Raw genomic sequence first — 23,354 nt, forward strand, 5'->3', positions numbered from 1 at the left:
TCGGGGAGCCATCCTATCCTCGCTATTCTTGAAAACTTCTCTTTGAAGTATAATTGACCGTATAATAGTTGTCTTGCAAGAGACTCCCCAGAAACCAGGTTTGTATCCGGTTCAACCCACATTCCTCCGACAGGGATCCACAGTCCTCTCTCAATCTCCCTGAGGATCCTCGAGTAGAGATCCCTGTCTATTTCCTCGATCCATGCATAGTATTGAGCCGAGCTCTGGAGGAAGGGTATATTCCACCCGTTCTCATGGATCATTAGCGTGTTAGCGAAGGTCTTCCGAAGCTTCATTAAGGTCTCACTGTAAGGCCACAGCCATGCTGCATCAATGTGAGCATGCCCGAATACTATGACTTCTCCTATCTTAGGGTACTTTTCACGGAGAGTCTTCAACTCCTCCTCGAAAACCTTTGAAGCTGTATCTATGACTTCATCTGCTCGTGAAGCCTCTTGATCCTCGATGTCTCTGTAGACTCCCATGAGCACTGGGATACCATACACGTTCGACGTGTACTCTCGATCCCATCGTGCACCAAGTACTTCAAGGCCCTCGAATATTGCTTGGGCACCTGTGACCTGCAGTATTGATGGAACTACGTCTACGTGCTGAAGGGCTTTGGAGAGAGCTGCAAGTATGTCGTTTTTTAATGGGTCTCCTATAGACTCAGCCAGCCGGAGAGCTTCAATCATCCCTATAGCTAGTGAGAGCCCTTTCCAGTTAGCCCCGATGAGAAGTGAATTATTGAAGCTAAATATCCAGGGGCTACCTCCCTGCGACCCAGTAGCATAGGCTTCTAGGGTAATAGAGTGTCTCCCGCTCTTAACGACAGCGAGACCGCGGTTAGCCTCGACGCCGTGGACTACACTCCCGTCGATTCTCAGTAAGCCTTCACCACTTATAGATACCTTAAGTAGCCACGTTAATTCCCCGGCATCCTCGAGGTCTAGATTTGCCTCGAAGATCATTACCTTGCCTGGCAGTGTCCTCGTAGAGAATGGTAGATCAATCTCCTGGTTTAGATTTCTTAAAAACCACCTTGAGATCCTGCGGACTCTTTTAACGCTTAATCCGGCTAGATCCAGTATTCTCCTTCGTACTTCATGGTACGTATACGGATTCATACCGTTGCCCAGCCGTCAACACTGTCTTAACCAAGTTAAGTTTAATGCTGGATGCATTTATATATCCGTGGGGGCTTTAGGAATCCTCGAGTAAAACCTTCAGCATTAACCTCTAACAAGACGAGAATAAAGGGTTTCTAATTTAAAAGAACTTAGAGCGTAAGCTTTAAGTCGATCTATCCTCCCTGTAGAATAGCCTGCCTAGACTAGATGGTGGAGCGTAAATGCGTCGTAGTCTCGTTGCCCCGTAGAGCACCATGACCCCTAGGGTTGCAGCGAAAGGTATTAGTTTAGCTACATCTACTGGTATACCTGCTACAGCCTGCAATCTAATACTGTACTCTACGAGACCCCCGAAAAATAGTGATAAGGGGATTAAGTGGAGGGGGCGTCTGCCACTTGCAAGTGCTATTGTGAAGGCGAGCCAACCGTATCCAAGCCTATACAGCTGTATATCCCAGTATCTCTGCCAGGCCAGCGGGTAGAGTGCTGAACCCACTCCTAGAATATAGAATCCTAGAGCACCAGCTATAATCCTTGTCTTCAAGACATCCACTCCCAGGGATGATGCTGCATGAGGATTCTCACCACAGGCTTTAATGGAGGCTCCCAGCGTAGTCTTCTCGAGGAGCACGTGGGCTGTAAGCCCCCAGGTAAGAACTAATATTAATGGAGTTAGTAGCGATGTATACCCGTGGGGCAAGGTATAGGGTTCTATACTTCCAGTATACTGGCGGGTAGGATAACCTATCATTACGCCTAGACCATACCCTACAAACTGTAGTGAGAGTCCTAGGGCACCATGGTTAACGGGTAGTGCGGTGAGAGTCCATGCCATGAAGACTCCTATAAGTGATGTAAGCACCCCGGTTAGCAGTATAGCTGCTAGCGCTGGGAGAGCGCTCTCGAATCCCAGGGGTGAGAGGTAGTTGTAGAGGCTTACAGCCAGGCTTACAGCTATCCCAGTTGAAAGAAAGAAAACGCCGTCAATAGCTAGGTTCAGCACACCTGATCTCTCCATGAGGCTGTGGCCTAAGGAGACAAGGTATAGTGTTGCAAATGCAGCGAGCAAGGGTTCAGGATTAAAGTCGAGCATTCATGCTACCTCCATGACACCTGGTACTCCTGTAGGAATCTCGTTAAAGTGTAGATTGAGAGGATTAAGCCTGTCAGCAGAAGCGACTGTTCTAGTCCACCTAAACCACTTATCTGAAGCCTCGCACCCGCCACCCTCAGCGAGGCCATGATGTATGCTGAGAACGGTATCAACTTGAAGTCTAGTGATGAAAGCCAGACAACTAGTATTGCCAGGTAGCCGTAGCCAGCTGACTGGGCTTCAATAGGATAGCTGAGCCTGAGCGAGTAGGATAGCACGTAGAATGCTGAAGTGAAGCCGATGATAGCTCCTGATAAAGCCATAGTTAGAATTATTGTTGACTTAACACTTAACCCCGTGCTCTCAAGATACTCTGGGCTCGAGCCTAGTATCCTTGCTCTAAGCCCTATCTGGGTCTTATTAAGCAGATACCATGTTGCAGCCGCCGTGGTAGCTAACGCAAGCATCCAGGGCAGGTAGTATATGGATTGATAAATAAAGCCTGCTAGTATGCTGGCAACCGGGCTCCCTGCACTCATCGATAACGGTAGATTCAAGTAGAGCCTGTATGCAGTTGGAATTTCATCAGTCCTCAGGTACCCGTAGACATGCCTCCCCTTTAAGGGGCCTGAGACAAGCGCGTCTATGATGTAGTATGCAATGTAGTTTAAGACTATTGTGGCGGGTACTTCATCAATACCGAGGACAGCCTTCAGGAAACCGGCTATCGAAGCCCAGAGAGCTCCAGCAGCTGCTGCTAGAACTATGGATGCAATTATAGTGGAGGCTGCGTGAACCAGGGAAGCGGGTTCCGGTGCGATACACGTAGTTAACAGTATTACAGGTAGAGATGAAATAAAGAATTGTCCTTCAGCTCCAATATTCCAGATCGAACCCTTGAATGGTATTAGCAGAGCATACCCGAGCATTGAGAGAACAATGAAGTCGACGAGTATTGAAGGAGATGTAAATGATACTAGAATAGTGCCGGCAGCCTCTAGGAGGCTAACACCCTGAGAGCTTAGTAAGCCTGCTAGTATAGCTGTGCCTAGTGTCAGAGAGAGAATACTTGTTAACACGGCTCCATGCTTTACTGGCTCCCTCCTCTTGACTACTGTAAACCTCACAGCTAGGACACCATGAGGTGCTCGATTAAGTTTCTATCAATAGACTCTTTGTTGAAGGGGCCGTAGAGCACCCCGGTATTCATTACGTACACCGTATCGCTCAACTGGAGTAATTCATCCAGGTCTTCGCTTGCTAGTAGAACTCCAACCCCCCTGCTACGGGCTTTCTCCTTGATTGCTCTTCGCACTAGTATAGCTGAAGCTTCATCTAAGGCTCTTGTTGGATTATACGCTATTAGCGCGCATCTACTGTACTCTAGCTCACGTCCTATAATAACTTTCATTATATTGCCTCCCGAAAGCGTCTTCAAGGGGACGTCAACGCTGCTAGCTAGGACGTTATACTTCTCTAGAATCCTTGCAGCCAGTCTTCTAGCTTGATCCCACTTCACCCTCAGGCTATCCTTCTGGAATAATACAGCGATATTCTCGAGAATCGTATTGTCGAGTGAAGCTCCATCCCGTAGAGGGGAGTCCGGGATATAGCCGACGCCAAGCCTCCTGACCACGCCTACACCTTTATTCGTTACATCCAGCCTATCTATGACTACACGCCCTTCTACAGCCTGCTCTAACCCGACGATAGCTCTTAGAAGCTCTCTCTGCCCACTACCAGATACACCGGCTATGCCTGCAATTTCACCTCTTCTGACGGCTAAGCTGGCGTTTCTAACTACTGTTCTCCCATGCCTATCTACTACTGTTAGATTCTCTACACTAATACACTGCTCACTCTGCACGCTACTAGGAGTGGAGTCGCTGCCTGCTGCCTCTATGCTTCCTCCGTTAAACATTAACTTGCGTATTCTCTCAACTGACGCCTCCTCTCTACTTAGAATGCCTGCAAGACTACCCCGTTTCAAGACTGCTATTCTATCCGCTACTTCCAGAGCCTCACTGATCTTATGTGTTACAACCAGGATTGAACCACCATTCCTCTTAAATGCTTCTAGCATAGTGTAGAATCCACGCTTCTCTCTTAAGGGGATGTACGTTAAAGCCTCATCAATTAATACTAGCCTGGCATCCAGGAGTATTGCTCTAAGCATTTCAACAGCCTGCTTTTGAGTGTAAGTGAGCTCCCATGCTTCTACATCCAGATCCACCTTCAACCCTATCTTCCCACTTACCTCTTCAACCAAGCTATCTATTCTCGAGGAGCTGTACAGCTTGTTAGCTTTAAGAGCGCTTAAAGCGATCGCGAGATTCTCTCTCACTGTTAATCTATCTATTAGCTGAGGTACCTGGGACACCATTACAATACCTCTCCTAATAGCATCCAGAGGCTTATAGAATACTACTCTCTCTGAGTCAACGTATAGTTCTCCTTCACTTGGAGTGTAGACTCCGTATAGTATCTTCACGAGCGTCGATTTTCCCGCTCCATTCTCACCTAGGATAACTAGTGTTTCCCCTCTATACACATCCATGCTAATGTTGTTTAGGGCTACAATACCACCTGGGAAGACCTTCGAGATATTCCTCACGGAAACCAGTGGTTTCTCGTGCAGCATGTTCTTCAAGCTGGCACTCTCTACGCCTACCCCACTACGCTTGCTAACCACCTGCTGCACGGCTACCCGCCCAGCTTAATGCTTGATCACCCAGGGTAGGAAGTAGTCCATAGTCCATAGGTCTTGATGACTAGCCCTGTACCCTGAGGGGAAGGATACCACTGTGCCGGCGGCTCTACCCTTACAGTATGATGATACAGCTGCGTCAGGCGGGAATATACAGTAGGCTTCGAACGGGCCTGTGAATGGATCGAAGACGGGTGCGATAAGGTATGGTTTTACCCCTATCCTGCCACCCCAGTTCAAGCTTATTGATGTGACATTCTCATAGACGTGTGCTATCGAGACCCCTTGGAAGGGGAGGGTGGCGTAGGCTCCCTTCATTTCCCAGTATCTCTTCAATACGAGATCGTAGACGCTTAGCTTCTCACCAGTTAGCTTATCTCTAACTTCTATGCTCCTCAGTAGATTAATGTACCTCGGGTTTACTGCTATAATGCTCCCATTCTCTGCTACATCAGCTCCAAGTTCTACCGCCCCTGTGTTCAAGAGGTACCAGTAGTCTACTTTATCAAGGTTATCTGGCCTGTAGATCCCTGCTTTAACCTTGAGTAGTATGTCAGCGTATATTACCTCCCATCTAACAAGCTGGCCGCTCACCACGTAGTTAGGGCCGTATTTAAGCATGGGCCCATAGTGGCTGAACACATATATATTGTTAGCTTCAGCGTATTCTACTATAGCTGTTGAATCCTCCGTGAAGGCGAGGACATCTACATTGAACACTGTTCTCAGCGTTTCAGCAGCCTGCCTGGCTTTATCCGGCGAGTACCAGGCTCCAATCTCTATGACGTGTACTGTGATATTCTTACCTAGCTGCTCACCGACTTCTCTAGCACCTATCGCGAAGGCATTTATGTGTCTCACCACCTCGGGTATGAGGAATGCCGCTATGTAGCCTATCCTGCCTGTTCTAGTGAGAGCTCCAGCAATCAACCCATTCAAATAGTATACCTGGTAGAGATCCGCGAAGTATGTTCCAACATTAGGAGCCCTCTTGTACCCAGAGCAGTGGAAGAACATTACATTAGGGTATTTTCTCGCAGCTTCTATGGTTTTATCCATGTACTCGAAGCTCGTCGTGAAGATCACGTTGTAGCCTTGAGCTACTAGCTCATCTATTCTCGCGATGAGTTGATCCTCTGGTACTGATTCAATATATGTTGTTTCAAGCCAGTCACTGAAGAGAGCGGCTACGTACCTCCTAGCTACATCATGCATGTACGACCATCCAGCGTCACCTACAGGCCCAATGTAGATCCATGCAGCCCTCACTTTCTCTGGGGGAGAGTAGCCTGGTTTATACACTACTGGGGCTGCTACCTGCCCCAGCGTAAATCCTGTTAAGCCAGCTACAAGTGATGCAACTACGAGCAAGGCTATTATGGAAGTAGTTCTCATGGCTTCATCACAGTCAATAGGATTAGTAGCTGAGAGTATATGGAGTGTATACATTACTTTCACATAACTCTCAGCGTGGGGTCAAGGCTTAATGTTTCATTACTTATGTTGAAAAGGCTGCACGGTATTGTAGCCTCATATTAAAGGGTTAAGGGTGAAACATGTTTAGAGGTGCCTGCACATGGTGTTTGATGGCATTAGGAATGCTTTAGCTAGGTTTCTAAAGGGAGGCGACTACGAGAAAAGCGTAGAGGAATTCATGAGAGAGTTTCAGAAGGAGCTTGTGAAAGCCGACGTTAATCTTAAATTAGCTATGGAGCTCTCCAGCAGAATAAAGGAGAGAGCTCTTAAATCAGAGCCACCTCCAGGCGTTAGCAGGAGAGAGTGGTTTATTACAATCGTCTACGAGGAGCTCACTAAGCTCCTCGGCGGCGAGAGAAAACCCATAATTAAACCCCCGAGGAAGCCGTGGGTTATAATGCTGGTTGGACTTCAAGGCTCCGGTAAAACAACAACAGCCGCGAAACTCGCTTACCTGTACAAGCTAGAGGGATATAGTGTCGGGCTTGTAGCAGCAGATACGTTTAGACCGGCAGCCTACACGCAGCTCAAGCAGCTCGGGGATCATATTGGAGTTCCGGTTTACGGGGAGCCTGGCAGTAGTGATGCAGTAGCTGTAGCAGTGAAAGGAGTAGAATTCTTCAAGGAAAGGAGATATGATTTAATCATTATAGATACTGCTGGAAGACACCACAGAGATGAAGACCTCCTCGAGGAGATGAAAGCTATAAGCGAGAGCGTTAAACCCGACGAGATAATCCTAGTGCTAGATGCAGCTGTAGGACAGCAGGCGTATAATATCGCGAGGAAGTTCCACGAGTCTACTCCAATAGGCTCAATAATAGTCACAAAACTTGATGGGACAGCTAAAGGCGGCGGAGCTCTCTCAGCTGTAGCAGCTACTGGAGCTCTCATAAAGTTCATTGGGACAGGAGAGAAGATCGACGAGCTCGAAGTATTCAATCCACCTAGATTCGTCTCGAGGATACTAGGCTTAGGCGACGTAGAAGGGCTTGTTGAGAGAGTTAGAAGACTACAAGCTGATTTCACTGAAGAAGATGTCAAGAAGCTCGTGGAAGGAAAAGTAAACATGAGATTAGTCTACAAGCAGCTGGTAAGCTTGAGGAAGATGGGGCCTCTAGCAAAAATACTCCAGATGATACCTGGCCTAGGTGTTAGAATGCCGCTGGATGTAAACCCTAAGGAGCTTGAATCAAAGATCAACAAGTGGCTTGCAGTAATAAACTCCATGACGTACGAGGAGCTCGACAACCCGGATATAATCGATAGATCAAGGATTAAAAGGATAGCTCGTGGAGCCGGCGTGGAGGTTGAGGATGTAAGAGAGCTGCTCAGACAGTACGAGCTGATGAAGAAGCTCAGCAAGCAGCTCCGCAGAAAGGAGGTATTAAAGAAGCTAGGGTTAAAGCTAGAGGACCTCAAGATCGAAGCAGAAGAGTAAGCTGAGAACAGGGGTTAACGTTGACTCAGAGCTCCAGCCCTGAGGATCCAGCAGGCATTATAGCTACCGCCGAGAAAGTTCTCTCTAAGCACCCTCTCTGTGATAGATGCCTGGGGAGACTCTTTGCTAGAAGAGGGTTAGAACTCTCGAATGAAGAGCGTGGGAGAGCTATTAAAACACTTTTATCCATGAAGCTCCACAGCGAGTATACTGCTGGAAAAATAGGCCTCGAGTACATTGAGGAGATCGCTTTAAACTCAGGGGACCCGGTTTCAAGGCTCTACGAGAAGCTGAGCGGTAGGAGTCTTGAGCCCCGCAGGTGCTTTATATGCATGAATAAACTCACTGAGAGCTACATTGATGGTATTTCAAGAGAAGCTGCCCAACTACTCGAGAAACTACACGCAAACACCTTCCTGGTAGGAGTTAGCCTTGATGAAGCAGTAATCTTAAGAGAGCTCGAGGTCTCGGCAGCCACAGGTTTATCCTTCAATGAATCCATTAAAAATGAATTAAAACGTGAAGTAGGCAAGAAGATCTCGAAGCTAACAGGTCTTCAACCCGACTTCTCCAAGCCTGATGTCGTTGTAATAGTACACGTAGATAGAGACCTAAACTACAAGGTGACAGCACAGGTAAACCCCATCTTCTTAAAAGCTACTTACTGGAAGAAGGGGCGGAGGATATCTCATGTACCATGGACCACTAGCAGCGGGGCTAGAAGGTTCCCGGAGAGCCTTCAGGACTTTGTACGGGATAGCATTGCCAGCTTATTCGATGCCGTAGACGTTAAAGTACACGCAGCTGGACGCGAGGATGTTGATGCGAGAATGCTTGGATCAGGGAGGCCCGTGATCGTGGAGATTGTTGAGCCAGGGTTTAGGAACGTAGATTTAGACTTGTTAAACCACGTGCTTAACGGAGAATTCATAAAGGTTACCGTGGCAGGCTTAGCCTCGAGGAAGCATGTAGAAGCAGTTAAAGAAGGAGCCAGGGAGAGGAGGAAAATATACAGGATTTCAGTGCTAACTGAGAAACCTGTAACCACAGGGGAACTAGAGAAGCTTGTAGAGTTCTTTAAGAATAGAACTGTAAGGCAGAGAACACCAACTCGAGTATTAAGGAGAAAGAGGGATAAAGAGAGAATTAAACGTGTATACAGTATTGAAGTATTACAGTTAACACCAAGGATCTTCGAGGCGCTAGTATACTGTGATGGAGGATTATACGTGAAGGAGCTCGTCCACTGCGATAACGGGAGGACTAAGCCATGCTTCAGCGAGATCCTCGGCTTCCAAGCCTACCCCCTGGAACTCGACGTCGTCTACGTTGAAAACCAGCATGATTTATAAGCTGGTATCACTGGTTTCTATATGAAGGGCTAATAGAAGAGGGATTAAGCATGGTTAAAGCTCCCAAGGGGTACAGGCATAGAACAAGAAAGCTACTAAGGAAGAGTGTTAGAGAGAAGGGAGGTGTGCCACCGTTAAGCCTACTGATGGTAGAGTACAAGGAGGGGGATAGAGTACACATCGTCATAAACCCATCTATTCATAAGGGTATGCCACATAGAAGATACCACGGTAAAACCGGGGTTATTGCTGGTAGGAGAGGGAGAGCTTACATTGTGAAGGTAGCGGTAGGCGGCAAGGAGAAAATACTATTCGTGAGGCCGGAGCACATTAGACCAGTGAGTATTCAGAAAGCTAGTGGATACCCACAGCAATCCGGGTAGAGTAAGCGTTAATAACATCTGAAGCTAAGATCCCTTGTATTAGGTGTATACCTCATGGCGTCTACAACACTAAGGGCTGTAGAGTATAAGATGCTTTCAAACAGCGAGACCTACGCTATACTTAAGAAAGTAGCTGAGAGAATACATAGTGAAACAGGTACGCTTTCACTTCTTATTTCAAGAGTACTAGAATACCTGGCTAAGAACCACAAGGTTCCACCGGAGAAAGCAGAGGAGTTGAGAAGCTACCTGTCTTCAAAGGGGTTAAGAGAGGAGACTATTATTATATTAATGAATATCTGTCCATCCACACTGGATGAACTTAGATACCTCATGGAGTTCGAGAAGACGCTGCCCGAGCAGAGTATTCTAGAGGAAATTCTCTCTAAGCTTAACGAGTACTGTTCTAGCGGGCAAGAGTAGAGCTAGGCGTCCAGTAGGGGTGCATCTTTTTGGCTTATCGTGGAAGAGGCTTTCGACGCGAAGGCCCATGGAGACAGAGGTACGAGCCAGCTCTCTACGTCCTCGACTACCTAGAGCTAGGTAATCCATCAGACATACACTACGAGCACAGGAATCAACCACTCGTTCAAGGAGTTGGAGTCAAGTACTTCTCTCTTCTCGAGGCTACCCCGCTTCCAGCTGTCAGAATCGATATACTCGAGAGAATAGAGTTAGGTGGGCCGAGCAAGGTGAAGAGGGTTATACATGTAGGGTATAGTGAGCTTACCAGTGTTGCAAGAGCGAATCTACCTGAAGCTCTCAGGCTAGTGGTCATCGAGAATGAAAGAGTATTCACAGAGTTCTTCAACATAGCTGAGCCAGTTAATATAAGACTACACGCTCTCGAGCTACTTCCAGATATAGGTAAGAAAACAATGAATCAAATACTAGAAGAGAGGAGTAGGAAGAAGTTTGAGAGTTTCAGCGATATAAGAGAGAGAACACGCGTCGACCCGGTTAAAGCACTCATAGGCAGGATTATAAAGGAGCTTGAAGGCGGCGAGAAATACTACTTGTTCATTAAGCCAAAGGAGCCTGGAGCCCTATACCTGGGGTACCTGGAGAAACTGTATGGGGAGTCATTTTAAACCCGAAGACATGAGCCGTCAAGCCCTGCTCTCCTGGACGCTGAGAACCCTTAGAAGCCATGGCTTAAAGCCTAGAAGAAAGCTAAGCCAGAACTTCACGGTAAATCCCTACCTCTTAAAAACTATTAAAAAACTAGTTGAATACGCTGATACCCTTGAGATAGGGTGTGGTATTGGAACTCTAACATTAGTGCTTAGTAGGGTTGTCCCTAGACTAGTCTCCATAGAGATCGATGAAAGACTCCTCGAGGCTGCCCGAGAGAACGTGGATGCTGCTAACACTATACTAGTTAAAGCTGATGCAACCAGGTATAGCGGTTACCCTGAGCAAGTTGTAGGTAACATCCCTTATCATATCACCTCGGAGATCCTAGTGTTGATTGCTAGATCTAATAGTGTAAGGAGAGCAGTGCTCACAGTTCAGAAAGATGTAGCTGAGAGACTTACAGCCAATCCTGGTAGTGATAACTATGGTAGAATAACCGTTCTAGTTAAAGCGTTATTCAAAGTAGAAGTTGCCGGAGTCTACGGGAGAGCCTCCTTCTACCCTAAGCCTGAGGTTGAGCATGCTGTACTAGTTTTAACAAGGATTAAACAATTCGACACGGATATTGAAGCTCTCGAAGAGCTCACGCGAGTGATGTTCACTCAAAGGAGGAGGATTGCTTTAAAAGTGCTTGCAGAGAGAGTAGGCTTGAAAGGGGATGAATTATACCCTCGAATCCAGCGTCTTCTAGCAGGGAAGAGAGTGTACGAGGTCGAGGTGGGAGAGTTCTTGGAGCTAGCGAGGATAGTAGGGGAGGCTGGGTTGATATCGAGGGATTAAAACTTGTATTCCTGGGTGATGTATACAAGCCAAGCGATGACACATGGCTGGCAGTAGACTTCATGGATTCACTGAAGCCTCGTGGAGAGCTCTGCATGGATTTAGGCTGTGGTAGCGGCGTGCTGGGACTCTACGCCTTAGTTAAAGGCTACTGCAGGAGGGTTGTCTTCATTGATATACAGGAGGATGCACTTCAGACAACACTCAACAATATAGTATTGAATGGCATGTTAGGGAGAAGCATTGTAGTTTCAAGCTATCCAGCATTCTTTAAGAGTACTTTCGATGTAGTCTTAGCTAACCCACCCTACCTGCCAGGATTGAATGGGAGAGTAGAGGATGAAACAGTTGAAGGCGGGAGATACGGGTTTGAAACCCTGCTATACTTTATTGACGCTGCTTTCAGGGCTTTAAAGCGGGGCGGCCTCTTGATACTCGTATATTCATCACTATCCAACCCGGAAGTCATCGAGAAGCACCTTCATGGAAGATTTGATAAGGTGGCTCAGATATCTAAGAGATTGTTTTACGAAGTAATATACGCTGTAGGGGTTGTCAAGAAAAGTGATTAGAGTAGTCTTAGTAGGCATTGAGGGCTCTGTAAACCTAGGTGTTATAGCTAGGACGTGCGTTAACTTTAATGTTGATGAATTATACCTAGTAAACCCTGTAGCAAGCGTCCAGGAGGCATTAGTATATGCTGCTAAAGCCAGGGATTTTCTCTCTAAAGCTGTGGTGACCACGAGACTTGAGGATGCTTTAAGAAATGTGGATCTAGTGGTTGCTACAAGTGATGAAGGCTTCAGCGAGAGAGATATGCTCAGGCAATCCCTGAGTCTCGAGGAGTTCGCTAGAAGCGTGTACCCTAAGGCTAAGAGCGTTGCAATACTCTTCGGGAGAGAGAGCACGGGCTTAACGAGAGAAGAATTAAGTAAAGCAGACATCCTCGTGACGATCCCGGCGAACCCAGCATATCCCACCTTAAACGTGAGCCAGGCAGTAGCTGTAGTACTATGGGAGCTTTGGAGGCAGAGGCGGCTTCAGGCAACTAATGTGCCGAGAACTGCCAGCAGAAGCATGCTGGCAGAGCTAGTAGAGCTTGCAACAGATGTATCAAGACTCGTGATGTCGTCAGAAGAGAAGATTGAGAGATCCAGGCTACTATGGAAGAGAATGCTAAGTAAGTCGCTGCTAACTGAGAAGGAGGCCAGCCTGCTTAAATACTGGCTTTACAGGGTTAAGCGTCGGCTAGCACCAAGCAGTAGCATCTAGAACCCTGGATGTCTTTAAGAGCAGGCTCTCTTGATAAAAACTCTGGGAGAGTCGTATGGGTTTAACTGAGGGTTTAAGAATCCTGGTGACAGCTTCTACTAGAGGTCTTGGTAGAGGCGCTGCTGAAGTCCTACTCGAGGAGGGTGCCTTAGTAGTCATAAATGGAAGGAGCACTGAAAGTGTTGAGAAGACTCTTAAAGAGCTGAGAGCAAGGTATGAGGGTAGAGTGTATGGTGTAGCCGCTGATATTACTAAAAGGAGTGAAGCATACAGCCTGGTTGAAAGAGCAGTAGAATATCTAGGTGGATTAGACTCTCTAGTATACGTGACCGGCCCTCCTAGACCCGGCACATTCCTTGAGGTAAGTGATGAGGAGTGGGAGGAAAACGCCAAGCTATTAGTCTTCAATGCAATATGGCTTGTTAAAGCCGCACTCCCATACCTCAGGAGATCTAGGAATCCATCCATAGTTTTATCATCCAGCATAGCAGTGAAGGAACCCATAGAAAACCTCGCTTTATCGAATATTCTAAGGATAAGCATACACGGGTTGCTGAAAACACTCTCCAGGGAGCTCGGGCGGGAGGGGATCAGGGTTAACGCTGTGATGCCAGGATACATTGAGACTGATAGAATTAGGAGGTTGATCGAAGATAAAGCTAGGAGAGAAGGTGTATCATTTGAGGAAGCTTATAGAAGCTTCAGCAGGGAGATCCCGCTTGGACGAATAGGTACTCCAAGAGAGTATGGGAGAGTAGTAGCCTTCCTAGTCAGCGAGTACGCGTCGTACGTTAACGGTGCATCAATAGCGGTTGACGGAGGGTTAATGAGGTCAGTATTCTAAGCTGTGAACTCTAAGAGAAGTAGCTGGTATTCTTCAAGCACGTCTAAGCCCTTATCGAAGCCTGCTAGAAGCTTTCACGTATACTCTCATGCTACCCTGACCACGGCTTTAAAGCTAGCTGGAGGTACTTTTCGATTACTCCTCAGCTTCAATGAGTGATAGCAGCATTCACCTATCAATGATCGTCAAAGTAGTTAGCATGGATGTATCATGCTACCCGGGTTTCCTCCTCTAATGGCTTCTAATAGCTTCTCTGGCTCACGGTAGTCTACGAGTTTTATGAGGATATTGCTTCTTACAGCGAGATCCAGGGCTTTTTCATCTATGAGAGCATACTCGCCTGGCAGCTGTTTCTGCCTAAGCATCTCCTTAAGCATGGATGCATTAATCTCCTTTAGCGGTTTTGCATCCGGATACCTAGCTGGATCTTTATCGTAAACGTAGCCTGCTGCAGAGAGGTAGTATAGCTCGCTGACGCTGAGAGCCTCTGCTACCTCTACCGCCACTGAGGCTGTCGACTGACCTGGTATTAAGCCGCCCATGACTACTATTCTACTGGATGCTAATGCCTCTAATGCTTCCTCGAGGCTGGCAGCCGGCTTAGGATACGAGTATGGCTGTAGAGCTGAAATAAGGAGAAGGCTGTTAAGCCTTGAAGCCCATATCCCGATCAAGTCAAGCCAGTAGTTTGATGAAACTCCAATTGATTTAGCGCTAGTAATATATCTTCTAGCAGTACCGCCACCTCCTGCAACAATTACGATCCTGTAGTTTTCAGAGAGACCTCTAACTACGTGGATGAGTTTAGCGAGAAGCTCGGGCTCGCTATAGAAGACTCTGCCTGTCACCTTTAATACTAGGGGTTTCACAAGGCACCACCAGGCATTAATTTCTCTCCTTCTTACTAGTCACATTAAGGGTTAAGCCTTGTGTGGTATAATAGGCTTATGCCTTAACTCAAGGGATCGCTTGAGGATCGGGGAGGCTATTTACAGGGGTCTCCTGAGACTTGAGTATAGGGGTTATGATTCAGCTGGTATAGCTGTAATTGAGGGTAAAGAGCTGAGAGTTCTAAAAGGTAAGGGAAGGCTTAGAGACCTCGAAGCCCGGTTCTCCTTTACAAGGCTAGAGGGTGTGACCGGTATAGGGCATACTAGATGGGCTACTCATGGAGCTCCAAGCGATGTAAACGCTCACCCGCATACCGACTGCAAGGGGTTATTCGCGGTAGTTCACAATGGAGTTATAGAAAACTACTTGGAGTTGAAGAAGAAGCTATCGGAGAAAGGACATGTATTTAAGAGTGATACTGACACTGAGGTTATAGCTCATTTAATTGAGGAATACTATGAGGAGCACCATGATGTATACAAAGCATTTAAGAAAGCTATCACAGAGCTTAAAGGCGCGTATGCCATCCTAGCGATCACGTGGCTGGAGCCACATAAAATATTCTTCGCCAGGAAGGATAGCCCCCTGGTAATCGGGTTGAGTGACGGGTATACTGTGCTAGCAAGTGATATACCAGCACTACTCGACCATACAAGGAGTATTATAGTAGTGAGAGATGGGTGGATCGGGTATGCAACACCCTCCACGGTATACCTAGAGGATCTCTCAACAGGAGGCGTGGTCGATCCTCTAAGATACCTTAGATTCGTTGAGTGGAGTTTAACAGACGCTGAGAAAGAAGGATACCCGTACTTCATGCTCAAGGAGATACACGAGCAGCCGGTTGCACTAAAGAATACTATCCACGGGTTGATCGGAGACCCTGTGGTTGATAAGGTAGTGGAGTTATTAAGCAATGCTGACAGAGTATTCGTTGTCGGAGCTGGTACAAGCTACCACGCCTCAGAGTACTTTGCTATAGTCTCCTTGAAGCTAGCTGGGAAACTTACAGTACCATTCATTGCAAGCGAGTATAATATGCTTGCCGAGGCATCCAGGCCCGGGGATGTACTAGTAGCTGTCAGCCAGAGCGGTGAAACCATGGATACTTTGAAGGCTATACGGGCTTTTAAGAGGCAGGGAGTGAGGGTTATCAGCATAACTAACATCGTGGATTCAGCTATAGCGAGGGAGAGTGATGCAGCCTTATACATGAGGGCTGGGCCTGAGATAGGGGTTGCTGCAACAAAAACGTTTCTAGCGGAAACTCTAATTCTAGCATGGCTAGCTGTGAAGCTGGCGGGTGAGACAGGTAGACTTACATCCAGTGAGGTATCCGAGCTGCTGAAAGCTCTAGAATCCTCTCCAAGTCTAGTGGAGAAGTCTATTAAAAGCAAGGCTGCCGAGGAGCTAGCGGGGAGACTATCCAGCTCGAAGAGCATGTACTACCTGAGTAGAGGGGTAGGGCTACCTGTAGCTAGGGAAGGCGCGCTCAAGATAAAAGAGGTAGCCTACATCCACGCTGAAGCGTATCCTGCTGGAGAGTCTAAGCACGGGCCCATCGCGCTCGTAGAGCCATTCTTCCCTGTGGTGTTCATTGTCCCGGATGACCGAGAGCTGGAGAAACTAGTACTAGGTAATATCGAGGAGATAAAGGCTAGAGGAGGAGTAGTTATCGGCGTGATACCAGAGGGTTCAAGTCTCGTGGAGAGACTAGATGTAGCCATCGAGGTACCTGCAGCACACTGGGTGCTCACGCCTCTAACACATACACCTCCACTTCAACTCCTAGCCTACCATACCGCTGTATTGAGAGGCTATGATCCCGATAAGCCTAGGAATCTAGCTAAAACAGTTACAGTTGAGTAGACTCTACTGTGAATGCTAGCTGTAGTGCCTAGCCATCTCTTCGTTACCTGGCACGCTTAACATTGCATCAATTGCTTCTTCAGCCTGCTTCTCGCTCTTAGTTCTCACATCGTACATTAACCATTCCAGTAGTTTCTCCCTTCCTCCTTTAAGGAAGGCTTCAAGAGCCCACTCCATCCGCATCATTCTCGGATAGAGCACGTAGTAGAGGATCTTACTATTCGGCTGGGTGACGCTTACTCTATGGTAGCCTTTACCATCAACTATCGCTGGGACTTCAACGACTACGTTATCGGGTATGCCTGAGAGAACACCATTATTAGGAATGTTCAGCTGGAATCTCCTAGGTGTATCCGTGGCAATAGACTCTATTATATCCACGAGTTCTTCGCCACTAGGCTTAGGTGGGAATACCTCTGTGAGTCTTGTATGTGGATTACTGACTGCATCGTAGATAGATTTCAACCCATGATTGAGGAATGCAACATAGAGAGCCCAGCCAACCTCGGAGTCCGGGCCTCCTGTATAGCCATACCACTTTCTCTTTGTGTCAAGATTCCAGTGATACTTCCATGTGCCGCCGCGGACAGTATCACCGATCGGGAATAAACCGTAAGTTTTATACATGTCTACTGCTGCAGGTGATAGATCAATATCAAAGGGGTTGAGGTTTTCCCAGCGCCATCTACTCCAGTACTTTTCAGCCTCCTCTTGAATCCACTTATCGATGTACTGGTATCCATCGCCTCCATCATACTTGAATTTCGTCAGCCAGATAACATGGTTGAATCCAACTGCCTCCCACTCATCTACCTTGGATGGATCTAATCCTATTCCTTTAACGACCCTCCAGAATCCATGGTGGCCGTGACATAAGCCTATATGCTTAACCTTGGAGATTCTATGTGCTAGAGTTGAGAGCTCGAAGACAGGGTTAGCGACATTTATAAACCATGCATCCGGAGCATACTCCTCTATATCCCTTAGGATGCTTACGTAGAGCTTGAACTGGTAGTACCCCCATATCGTGTGGTAATCGCTCACCATGTTCCATTCAACACTGTTGATTCCTCTATAGTATCCTTTCTTCTCTGTTGCCTCACGCATTTGCTCATAGTACATGTGGCCGCCGGCCATTGCTGAGTTAATAATGAAGTCGGCTTCCTTTATCGCTTCAATCCTATCTGTTGTAGCATGGAACTCCATGTCGACTTTAAGTTCCTCAGCATACCGCTTGGCAAACCCGTATACTAGTTCAAGGCGCTCTCTATTTATATCCATCAAGTAGACTTTGCTTCCATGGAGGTTCTTCTTTAACATTAAATCTATCAGGGTTCTAGTACTCCATACAGCTGAGCCGGCACCAATGAAGGCTATCTTTAACCCTTTACTGGTATCCGGCATTAGTCATCCACCGGCTCTAATATATTGATCCCCTTAGGTTTAAATACTTCTTAGGTTTAATTACTGTTTTTCTCGCTAAGAGTTTTAGTGGGAAATTTCGCCTAATACACTTCAAGCTTATCCTCGATGATGTGGCAGTGAAAGTACTTCGACTCTACTAGTAGAAGGAGAAAGCTCCTTCAATATCTATTCTCATGGATTCCTCGCGCAGGTAGATCTCGGGTACCCCATGTTCTCTTAGCTTCCTTCTTAACTCTCTATCGCTTGTAGCAACAATAGCATTGTTCTCCAGGGCGTATCTTAATAGGGCATCATCTACGCTTTCACCAGGCTTCAACTCGTACTCGTGTATCTCGCAGTACCTGCTTGCTATATCTAGAGCAAGCTTAGCCTTCCTGGCAATACTCGGTTTACCAGTGGATGCCAGCTTTGCTAGCTCGTTGAGTACTGGTGTGATAACTATGTAAGCTGGCCTAGTGAGAAGCTTCTCTTCAATTTGATCGAGGATGGGGATGCCGCTAGCCATTAAGATAAGCATATTCGAGTCTAGTAGTATCTTTACAGCTCTACTCTGAGACACTCTCAATAATCCCCCAGCCAGCTAGCCTCCACCTAGCTAGAACTCTCCTGCTTAACGCTATCTTGGAGCCGGGCCATGTAGCTACTGGTTCTGATAGCTCAAGGGTGAGTGTATCCTTTCTCACTGATTTAACCACGGCAATACGGTTTGCTGCTCCAACAGCGACTGCTACTTTCTCTCCAGCCTGGAGTGGAGGTAGCTTGGTGAACTCTTTTGCACCCACAATTCTCTCAAATAAGTGGTAGTTTACTTCTAGAGTCCTCGCGATAGGTATATTGTTGTCTGGTTTAGTCACCACTGAGCCAACCAGCTGATCATTCTTTGTAAGGGATGGATCTAGTTTTGACTGTAGTGCTACAAGACCACCGGGTCTCGCTTCATCAACTCTGAGATCCCCGTAGCGTATCTCTTCTATTACTGTTATAATAGGCTCGTATCTAGCTTGAGTTTTAGATCCCCCGCTGGCTACTTTAACCCCGGGTAGCACGGATACTTCATCGCCTACTCTAAACACGCCTTGAAGGAGAGAGCCTCCTAGCACGCCTCCCTCTATTTTATCATAGGGTGTTCCAGGCTTGTTTACATCAAAACTTCTTACAACATACATCAAGGGAGGCTTACTGTAATCTCTCTCAGGGGTGGGAATAACCTCCTGTATTGCTTGGAGGAGAGCATCTATGTTGACTTTATGGAGAGCGCTGACAGGTATTATTGGAGCATTCTCTGCAACTGTTCCAGTAACAAGCTTCTTAATCTCCTGGTAGTTTTCTAAAGCCCTCTTTCTATCCACAACATCTATCTTGTTTTGAACTACAATAACGTTTCTAACCCCTAGTATATTCAACGCCATTAAATGTTCTACTGTCTGGGGTTGAGGGCAGGGCTCGTTGGCAGCTACTACTAGTATGGCTCCATCAATTATCATTGCTCCACTAAGCATAGTAGTCATGTAGAGCTCGTGGCCCGGGGCATCCACGTAGCTGACTCTCCTGAGAAGCCTGGATTCACTGCCGTCAGGGCAGCTGGCTTCAGTCGTATAGGCGTCTGGTGCAGGTAGTCCATCGCAGTACGCGATGTTACCGTCAGCGTATCCAAGCTTAATGGTCATCCCGCGCTCTATCTCCATGCTGTGCTTAGCTGTCCATACACCTGTAAGGGCTTGCACAAGTGTTGTCTTCCCGTGGTCAACGTGCCCTATTACACCTATGTTAGCTTCCGGAGGCTTTAGTTCCCATGGCATAGTATACCACTCACCTTATGAAAAAGTTAACATGGATTTCACTCTTAATTAGCTTTAACTTTAATACCCAAGGCTAGCTCTTGCTGGATGCACTAGCTACTTATATGATATCTTAACATTTATTTGAACAGTATCAGGTGCTATAGTATTGCCTCTAATAATCTTCCTTCTACTCTCTCCTTCCTCCCTTGGATGAAAGCCTGGCGGGGTCGACAGTATAATCCTCTTCTTAACGGGGCCTGGGACATCAGGCCTCATGGGTATACCGCTTGAATCACTCCCCCCGGTCACAACGAGTTTAACACCCTTCAAGCCTATTATGGAGCCATCCACGTAATCCCCTATCTTTAACCCTACGAATGGAGTAGCTTTTTCGCCGCTCACTCTCACCTGCCATGCTCTAGCCCGAAAAACCTCTCCTTCGATCTCGCCTTGCCCTGTCTTATCTATTAGTAGCTCACTGTTGACTTTTACAACGTAGTCTGGTACACTGTCATCTACTACTATTCTACCAGTGATCTTGACTTTATCCCCTGTGTCAGGCCGTCTTATTCTCAGAGTTGCAACGCCGTGTACAGCGTCTATTTCACTAGCAGTCTTACTATTAGTCTTTATGACTGGTAGCTCGAACCCCTCTTTCATTCTATCAGTGAACTCTACTTCACTGTCTCCTTCAATCTTAACTCTAATGACTCTCTCATTTTTCGGGGCTTCAGGGTCGCTTACTACCACCTTGAAGTCAGGCATGCTGGACACCGAGTAGCTCTACATGTCTGCTTTAATCAACTCCGTTTCGATGATACCTTGAGAGCTTTAAAAAGTTCACTGTACAGTGAGCGCATGTATGAAGACTTAACGTGAAATAGCCTGCTGGAGTCTCGAGGAAGGCTGTAGTAGTAGAATGCTAGCTAGAGCGCGGTTCTGAATATAAGTTAGTTAGAGTTATTGGTTAACATGAGGTGTTTACGAGTTGAGTGATAGAAGAACATGGATTAGGCAGCCTATTATAGTAGTCATGGGGCACGTTGACCACGGGAAGACAACACTCCTCGATAAGATTAGAGGTACTGCTGTCGCGAGAAAAGAGCCAGGCGAGATAACACAGCATGTAGGGGCTAGCATAGTCCCAGCTAGCGTGCTAGTCAAGATCTCCGAGCCATTAAAGAAGTACTTCCCGAGGCTAACGATAGAGATACCTGGGCTACTCTTCATTGATACTCCAGGCCACGAGCTCTTCAGCAACCTTAGACGTAGAGGTGGGAGTGTAGCTGACATGGCAGTCCTAGTCATCGATATAATAGAAGGGTTTCAACCACAGACTGTTGAAGCATTAAACATCCTGAGAGAGAAGAAGGTTCCATTCGTCGTGGCAGCTAACAAGATCGATAGGATCAGCGGCTGGAAGCCCCACCCGGATGCACCAATCCTTGAGAGCTTGAAACTACAGGATAACAGAACTCTAAGTATCCTCGAGGATAGAATCTACGCTATAGCTGGTAAGCTATACGAGCACGGCTTTGAAGCTGAGAGGTTTGATAGAGTAAGAGATTTCAGGAGGACTGTTGCAATAGTACCTTTATCAGCTAAGACCGGGGAGGGGCTACCAGAGCTACTAGCCTTAATTGCCGGTCTCTCGCAGCAATTCATGAAGAAGAAGTTGATTGCAAGCAATGAGCCAGCAAAAGGCGTTATATTAGAAGTTAAAGAGGAGGTTGGACTAGGAACCACGATAGATGTAATAGTATATGATGGCATCTTAAGGAGAAATGATCTTTTCGTAGTAGCCGGGAGAGATAAACCCATATACTCGAGAGTTAGGAGCCTGCTAATGCCGAGGCCGCTTCAGGATATGAGAATGCATGAAGGAAGATTCATCCAGGTCGACATGGTTACTGCTGCAACAGGAGTTAAAGTAGCAGCACCAGGACTAGAAGATGCTATAGCCGGCTCACCATTCTACGTTATACCATCAGAGGATAAAGCCGAGGAGTACGGGAGAATGATCCTCGAGGAGATCTCACAGCTGAGATTCAAGGTTGAGAGTGATGGCATAGTAATTAAAGCGGATGCTCTCGGAACACTCGAAGCCCTAGTGGAAGCTTCAAGAAGAATGGGGATTCCTGTCAAGCTAGCTGATGTAGGGAATGTGACAAGGAACGATGTACTCGAAGCCCTAGTAGTCAAGAAGTCTAAGCCTGAGTATGGCGTAATACTAGCCTTCAACGTTAAAGTGCTCCCAGAAGCCGAGGAACTCATAGCAAGAGAAGAGATTCCAGTATTCAAGAACAATGTAATCTACCAGTTAATCGAGGAGTATACTAGATGGCTCAGAGATATCAGAGAGCAGAGCAAGCAGAGAGCGCTGGACTCGCTTGTTAGACCTGGGAAAGTGAGAATAATCCCGGGTGCAGTATTCAGGAGAAGCGACCCCGCGATAGTTGGAATAGAGGTTATAGGGGGAAGAGTAAGGCCCGGCTATCCTTTAATGACTAGTGATGGACGCAGTATTGGAGCTATAATGCAGATAAGAGACCGCGATAACGTGTTGAAGGAGGCCTTAACAGGCCAGCAGGTAGCTGTAAGCATAAAGGGGCGGGTAATGGTCGGCCGGCAAATCGATGAAGGAGACATCCTCTACACTGATATCCCAGAGGAGCATGCAAGGCTATGGCTCACAGTATACAATAATGAGTTAAGCAGTGATGAGAAACAAGTGTTAAGTGAAATAGTTAACATCAAGAGGAAATCTAATCCACTCTATGGTCTAGTATTCAAGTGAAAAACTACCTTGCTTGCTGACCGTACTTCAAGGTCCACTTATACTTCCTTGGATCCCTCTTCAACCTATAGTTCTTTAAGCACTTGCTGCTACAGAACCACAGTATTGTTCCATCGTTCTTAACGTACATTAATCCTGTTCCAGGCTCTATCTCACCACCACAGAAAGCACATTTAACAGCTCTCACCATCCTTAAGCACCTCCACTCTAAGCTAGCCAGCGTGGTATCTTTAAATCTCACGTCACGCTTATAAAGCTCAAGAATACATTGACACTCGGGTAGGGTGGTGCTGTATGAGTAATGAGACTCAGGAACCTAGCAGAGTGGTTTTAGAATCGCCGAAAGTGAATGTTGTAGAAGAGATAGGGTTCCCGGCCGAGGTCATCCAGATACTTGGCAGAACAGGTGTGACAGGTGAGATAACACAGGTTCGAGTTAGAGTCTTAGAGGGCAGGGATAAGGGTAGAGTGATCACTAGGAATGTCAAGGGGCCTGTGAGAATCGGCGACATAGTTATACTAAGGGAGACAGAGAGAGAGGCTAGAAAACTCACTAGCAGGAGATAGAGTGTAAAAAAACTGTTTCCTCTAACTACTCTGAGACTTTAATTGTTGAACACTCTTAATGATCTCGTCTACTAGATCCTTAGCTCCGCCAACATCAATTATAGCTACTGATGCTGCTGCAACTTCAATGCCTGCTGCCTGACCTAGCTTCTGCTTGCTAGGCACGTACACGTAGGGTATCTTCTTCTCCTCACATAGTAACGGGAGATGTGCCACGATCTCCGGTGGATCTACGTCTTCAGCTATTACGACTAGTTTCGCCTGTCCTCTCTCAACAGCCTTTGTTGTCTTGTTAGTCCCCTTCTTAACTTTACCTCCGCTCTCTCTAACCTTAGTTATTGCCTGGTATACTTTCTCAGCTAGCTCGGGTGGAACCTCGAATTTTACGTAGAATGGTTTGGGCATTGCT

The 23,354-nt window shown here is 46.8% G+C and carries 25 protein-coding genes; 13 read left to right on the forward strand and 12 right to left on the reverse strand.

Translation table 11 applies throughout. The features are described from left to right. The 5 genes from OWQ48_04600 to OWQ48_04620 form a co-directional block, all read right to left on the reverse strand. A partial coding sequence (locus OWQ48_04600; GenBank protein MCY0868490.1) for a hypothetical protein occupies positions 1-1,127 on the reverse strand: 1,127 nt, incomplete at its 3' end. 166 nt (positions 1,128-1,293) lie between these two features. Beyond that, positions 1,294-2,223, reverse strand: a complete 930-nt coding sequence (locus tag OWQ48_04605; GenBank protein MCY0868491.1) for an ABC transporter permease — start codon at positions 2,221-2,223, stop codon at positions 1,294-1,296. A 5-nt stretch (positions 2,224-2,228) separates the two neighbouring features. Further along, on the reverse strand, positions 2,229-3,350 hold the full coding sequence (locus tag OWQ48_04610) for an ABC transporter permease (GenBank protein ID MCY0868492.1): 1,122 nt from the start codon (positions 3,348-3,350) through the stop codon (positions 2,229-2,231). Between the two features lie 2 nt (positions 3,351-3,352). Then, positions 3,353-4,924 (reverse strand): ATP-binding cassette domain-containing protein, encoded by a 1,572-nt coding sequence (locus OWQ48_04615; protein ID MCY0868493.1) that lies wholly within the window; start codon positions 4,922-4,924, stop codon positions 3,353-3,355. Between the two features lie 15 nt (positions 4,925-4,939). Further along, entirely contained in the window at positions 4,940-6,325 is a 1,386-nt protein-coding gene (locus OWQ48_04620; GenBank protein MCY0868494.1) for a BMP family ABC transporter substrate-binding protein, read from the reverse strand. A gap of 181 nt (positions 6,326-6,506) precedes the next feature. Here OWQ48_04620 and OWQ48_04625 point away from each other — a divergent pair, with 181 nt between their 5' ends. The 10 genes from OWQ48_04625 to OWQ48_04670 are packed head-to-tail and all read left to right on the forward strand — an operon-like array spanning position 6,507 to position 13,774. Continuing rightward, positions 6,507-7,847 carry a signal recognition particle protein Srp54 gene (locus OWQ48_04625; GenBank protein ID MCY0868495.1) on the forward strand — a complete coding sequence of 447 codons (1,341 nt, stop codon included), beginning with the start codon at positions 6,507-6,509 and terminating at the stop codon, positions 7,845-7,847. A gap of 20 nt (positions 7,848-7,867) precedes the next feature. After that, positions 7,868-9,199, forward strand: coding sequence for a tRNA pseudouridine(54/55) synthase Pus10 (locus OWQ48_04630; protein ID MCY0868496.1), 1,332 nt, complete (start codon positions 7,868-7,870; stop codon positions 9,197-9,199). 50 nt (positions 9,200-9,249) lie between these two features. Next, positions 9,250-9,582, forward strand: a complete 333-nt coding sequence (locus OWQ48_04635) for a 50S ribosomal protein L21e (GenBank protein MCY0868497.1) — start codon at positions 9,250-9,252, stop codon at positions 9,580-9,582. A gap of 54 nt (positions 9,583-9,636) precedes the next feature. After that, positions 9,637-10,005 carry an RNA polymerase Rpb4 gene (locus OWQ48_04640; GenBank protein ID MCY0868498.1) on the forward strand — a complete coding sequence of 123 codons (369 nt, stop codon included), beginning with the start codon at positions 9,637-9,639 and terminating at the stop codon, positions 10,003-10,005. Between the two features lie 29 nt (positions 10,006-10,034). Continuing rightward, entirely contained in the window at positions 10,035-10,673 is a 639-nt protein-coding gene (locus OWQ48_04645) for a DUF655 domain-containing protein (protein ID MCY0868499.1), read from the forward strand. Further along, entirely contained in the window at positions 10,657-11,499 is an 843-nt protein-coding gene (gene rsmA / locus OWQ48_04650; protein MCY0868500.1) for a 16S rRNA (adenine(1518)-N(6)/adenine(1519)-N(6))-dimethyltransferase RsmA, read from the forward strand. Before OWQ48_04645 ends, rsmA begins: the two co-directional genes overlap by 17 nt. 47 nt (positions 11,500-11,546) lie before the next feature. Beyond that, entirely contained in the window at positions 11,547-12,071 is a 525-nt protein-coding gene (locus OWQ48_04655; protein ID MCY0868501.1) for a methyltransferase, read from the forward strand. After that, positions 12,052-12,771 (forward strand): RNA methyltransferase, encoded by a 720-nt coding sequence (locus tag OWQ48_04660; GenBank protein ID MCY0868502.1) that lies wholly within the window; start codon positions 12,052-12,054, stop codon positions 12,769-12,771. Before OWQ48_04655 ends, OWQ48_04660 begins: the two co-directional genes overlap by 20 nt. A gap of 55 nt (positions 12,772-12,826) precedes the next feature. Continuing rightward, the gene (locus tag OWQ48_04665; GenBank protein ID MCY0868503.1) at positions 12,827-13,615 is read left to right on the forward strand and encodes an SDR family oxidoreductase; all 789 of its coding nucleotides are present in this window, start codon (positions 12,827-12,829) and stop codon (positions 13,613-13,615) included. Between the two features lie 3 nt (positions 13,616-13,618). Beyond that, positions 13,619-13,774 (forward strand): hypothetical protein, encoded by a 156-nt coding sequence (locus OWQ48_04670; protein ID MCY0868504.1) that lies wholly within the window; start codon positions 13,619-13,621, stop codon positions 13,772-13,774. A 35-nt stretch (positions 13,775-13,809) separates the two neighbouring features. Here the strand turns inward: OWQ48_04670 and pyrH are convergent, their stop codons facing one another. Further along, the gene (pyrH, locus tag OWQ48_04675; GenBank protein ID MCY0868505.1) at positions 13,810-14,484 is read right to left on the reverse strand and encodes a UMP kinase; all 675 of its coding nucleotides are present in this window, start codon (positions 14,482-14,484) and stop codon (positions 13,810-13,812) included. 58 nt (positions 14,485-14,542) lie between these two features. On the opposite strand from pyrH, the gene glmS reads away from it, so the two are divergent. Next, positions 14,543-16,375: a glutamine--fructose-6-phosphate transaminase (isomerizing) gene (gene glmS / locus OWQ48_04680; protein MCY0868506.1), complete on the forward strand. Its 1,833-nt coding sequence runs from the start codon at positions 14,543-14,545 to the stop codon at positions 16,373-16,375. A gap of 15 nt (positions 16,376-16,390) precedes the next feature. Here glmS and OWQ48_04685 read toward each other — a convergent pair whose 3' ends face one another. The 4 genes from OWQ48_04685 to OWQ48_04700 form a co-directional block, all read right to left on the reverse strand. Next, positions 16,391-17,779: an alpha-glucosidase/alpha-galactosidase gene (locus OWQ48_04685; protein ID MCY0868507.1), complete on the reverse strand. Its 1,389-nt coding sequence runs from the start codon at positions 17,777-17,779 to the stop codon at positions 16,391-16,393. Positions 17,780-17,936: 157 nt separating this feature from the next. After that, entirely contained in the window at positions 17,937-18,359 is a 423-nt protein-coding gene (locus tag OWQ48_04690) for a 30S processome protein Utp24 (protein MCY0868508.1), read from the reverse strand. Then, entirely contained in the window at positions 18,346-19,599 is a 1,254-nt protein-coding gene (locus OWQ48_04695) for a translation initiation factor IF-2 subunit gamma (protein ID MCY0868509.1), read from the reverse strand. The genes OWQ48_04690 and OWQ48_04695 overlap by 14 nt, the downstream gene beginning before the upstream one ends. Positions 19,600-19,695: 96 nt before the next feature. After that, entirely contained in the window at positions 19,696-20,346 is a 651-nt protein-coding gene (locus OWQ48_04700) for a 30S ribosomal protein S6e (GenBank protein MCY0868510.1), read from the reverse strand. Positions 20,347-20,569: 223 nt separating this feature from the next. Here OWQ48_04700 and infB point away from each other — a divergent pair, with 223 nt between their 5' ends. Then, the gene (gene infB / locus OWQ48_04705) at positions 20,570-22,378 is read left to right on the forward strand and encodes a translation initiation factor IF-2 (GenBank protein MCY0868511.1); all 1,809 of its coding nucleotides are present in this window, start codon (positions 20,570-20,572) and stop codon (positions 22,376-22,378) included. A 4-nt stretch (positions 22,379-22,382) separates the two neighbouring features. On the opposite strand, the gene OWQ48_04710 is transcribed toward infB, so the two are convergent. After that, positions 22,383-22,568 carry a 50S ribosomal protein L24e gene (locus tag OWQ48_04710; protein MCY0868512.1) on the reverse strand — a complete coding sequence of 62 codons (186 nt, stop codon included), beginning with the start codon at positions 22,566-22,568 and terminating at the stop codon, positions 22,383-22,385. Between the two features lie 104 nt (positions 22,569-22,672). On the opposite strand from OWQ48_04710, the gene OWQ48_04715 reads away from it, so the two are divergent. Then, on the forward strand, positions 22,673-22,945 hold the full coding sequence (locus OWQ48_04715) for a 30S ribosomal protein S28e (GenBank protein MCY0868513.1): 273 nt from the start codon (positions 22,673-22,675) through the stop codon (positions 22,943-22,945). A 21-nt stretch (positions 22,946-22,966) separates the two neighbouring features. On the opposite strand, the gene rpl7ae is transcribed toward OWQ48_04715, so the two are convergent. After that, positions 22,967-23,350, reverse strand: coding sequence for a 50S ribosomal protein L7Ae (gene rpl7ae / locus OWQ48_04720; GenBank protein MCY0868514.1), 384 nt, complete (start codon positions 23,348-23,350; stop codon positions 22,967-22,969). Between the last annotated feature and the right edge of the window lie 4 nt (positions 23,351-23,354).

It is taken from the genome of Desulfurococcus sp., from assembly GCA_026626905.1.
Taxonomy (GTDB): domain Archaea; phylum Thermoproteota; class Thermoprotei_A; order Sulfolobales; family Desulfurococcaceae; genus Desulfurococcus.

Coding starts and splice junctions, on each gene's coding strand:
- OWQ48_04710 (MCY0868512.1), bottom strand. CDS start 22,568: ATGGTGAGAGCTGTTAAATGTGCTTTCTGTGGTGGTGAGATAGAGCCT.
- OWQ48_04620 (MCY0868494.1), bottom strand. CDS start 6,325: ATGAGAACTACTTCCATAATAGCCTTGCTCGTAGTTGCATCACTTGTA.
- OWQ48_04715 (MCY0868513.1), top strand. CDS start 22,673: ATGAGTAATGAGACTCAGGAACCTAGCAGAGTGGTTTTAGAATCGCCG.
- OWQ48_04640 (MCY0868498.1), top strand. CDS start 9,637: ATGGCGTCTACAACACTAAGGGCTGTAGAGTATAAGATGCTTTCAAAC.
- OWQ48_04625 (MCY0868495.1), top strand. CDS start 6,507: ATGGTGTTTGATGGCATTAGGAATGCTTTAGCTAGGTTTCTAAAGGGA.
- OWQ48_04700 (MCY0868510.1), bottom strand. CDS start 20,346: ATGCCTGACTTCAAGGTGGTAGTAAGCGACCCTGAAGCCCCGAAAAAT.
- OWQ48_04695 (MCY0868509.1), bottom strand. CDS start 19,599: ATGCCATGGGAACTAAAGCCTCCGGAAGCTAACATAGGTGTAATAGGG.
- OWQ48_04635 (MCY0868497.1), top strand. CDS start 9,250: ATGGTTAAAGCTCCCAAGGGGTACAGGCATAGAACAAGAAAGCTACTA.
- rpl7ae (MCY0868514.1), bottom strand. CDS start 23,350: ATGCCCAAACCATTCTACGTAAAATTCGAGGTTCCACCCGAGCTAGCT.
- OWQ48_04685 (MCY0868507.1), bottom strand. CDS start 17,779: ATGCCGGATACCAGTAAAGGGTTAAAGATAGCCTTCATTGGTGCCGGC.
- rsmA (MCY0868500.1), top strand. CDS start 10,657: ATGGGGAGTCATTTTAAACCCGAAGACATGAGCCGTCAAGCCCTGCTC.
- OWQ48_04605 (MCY0868491.1), bottom strand. CDS start 2,223: ATGCTCGACTTTAATCCTGAACCCTTGCTCGCTGCATTTGCAACACTA.
- OWQ48_04665 (MCY0868503.1), top strand. CDS start 12,827: ATGGGTTTAACTGAGGGTTTAAGAATCCTGGTGACAGCTTCTACTAGA.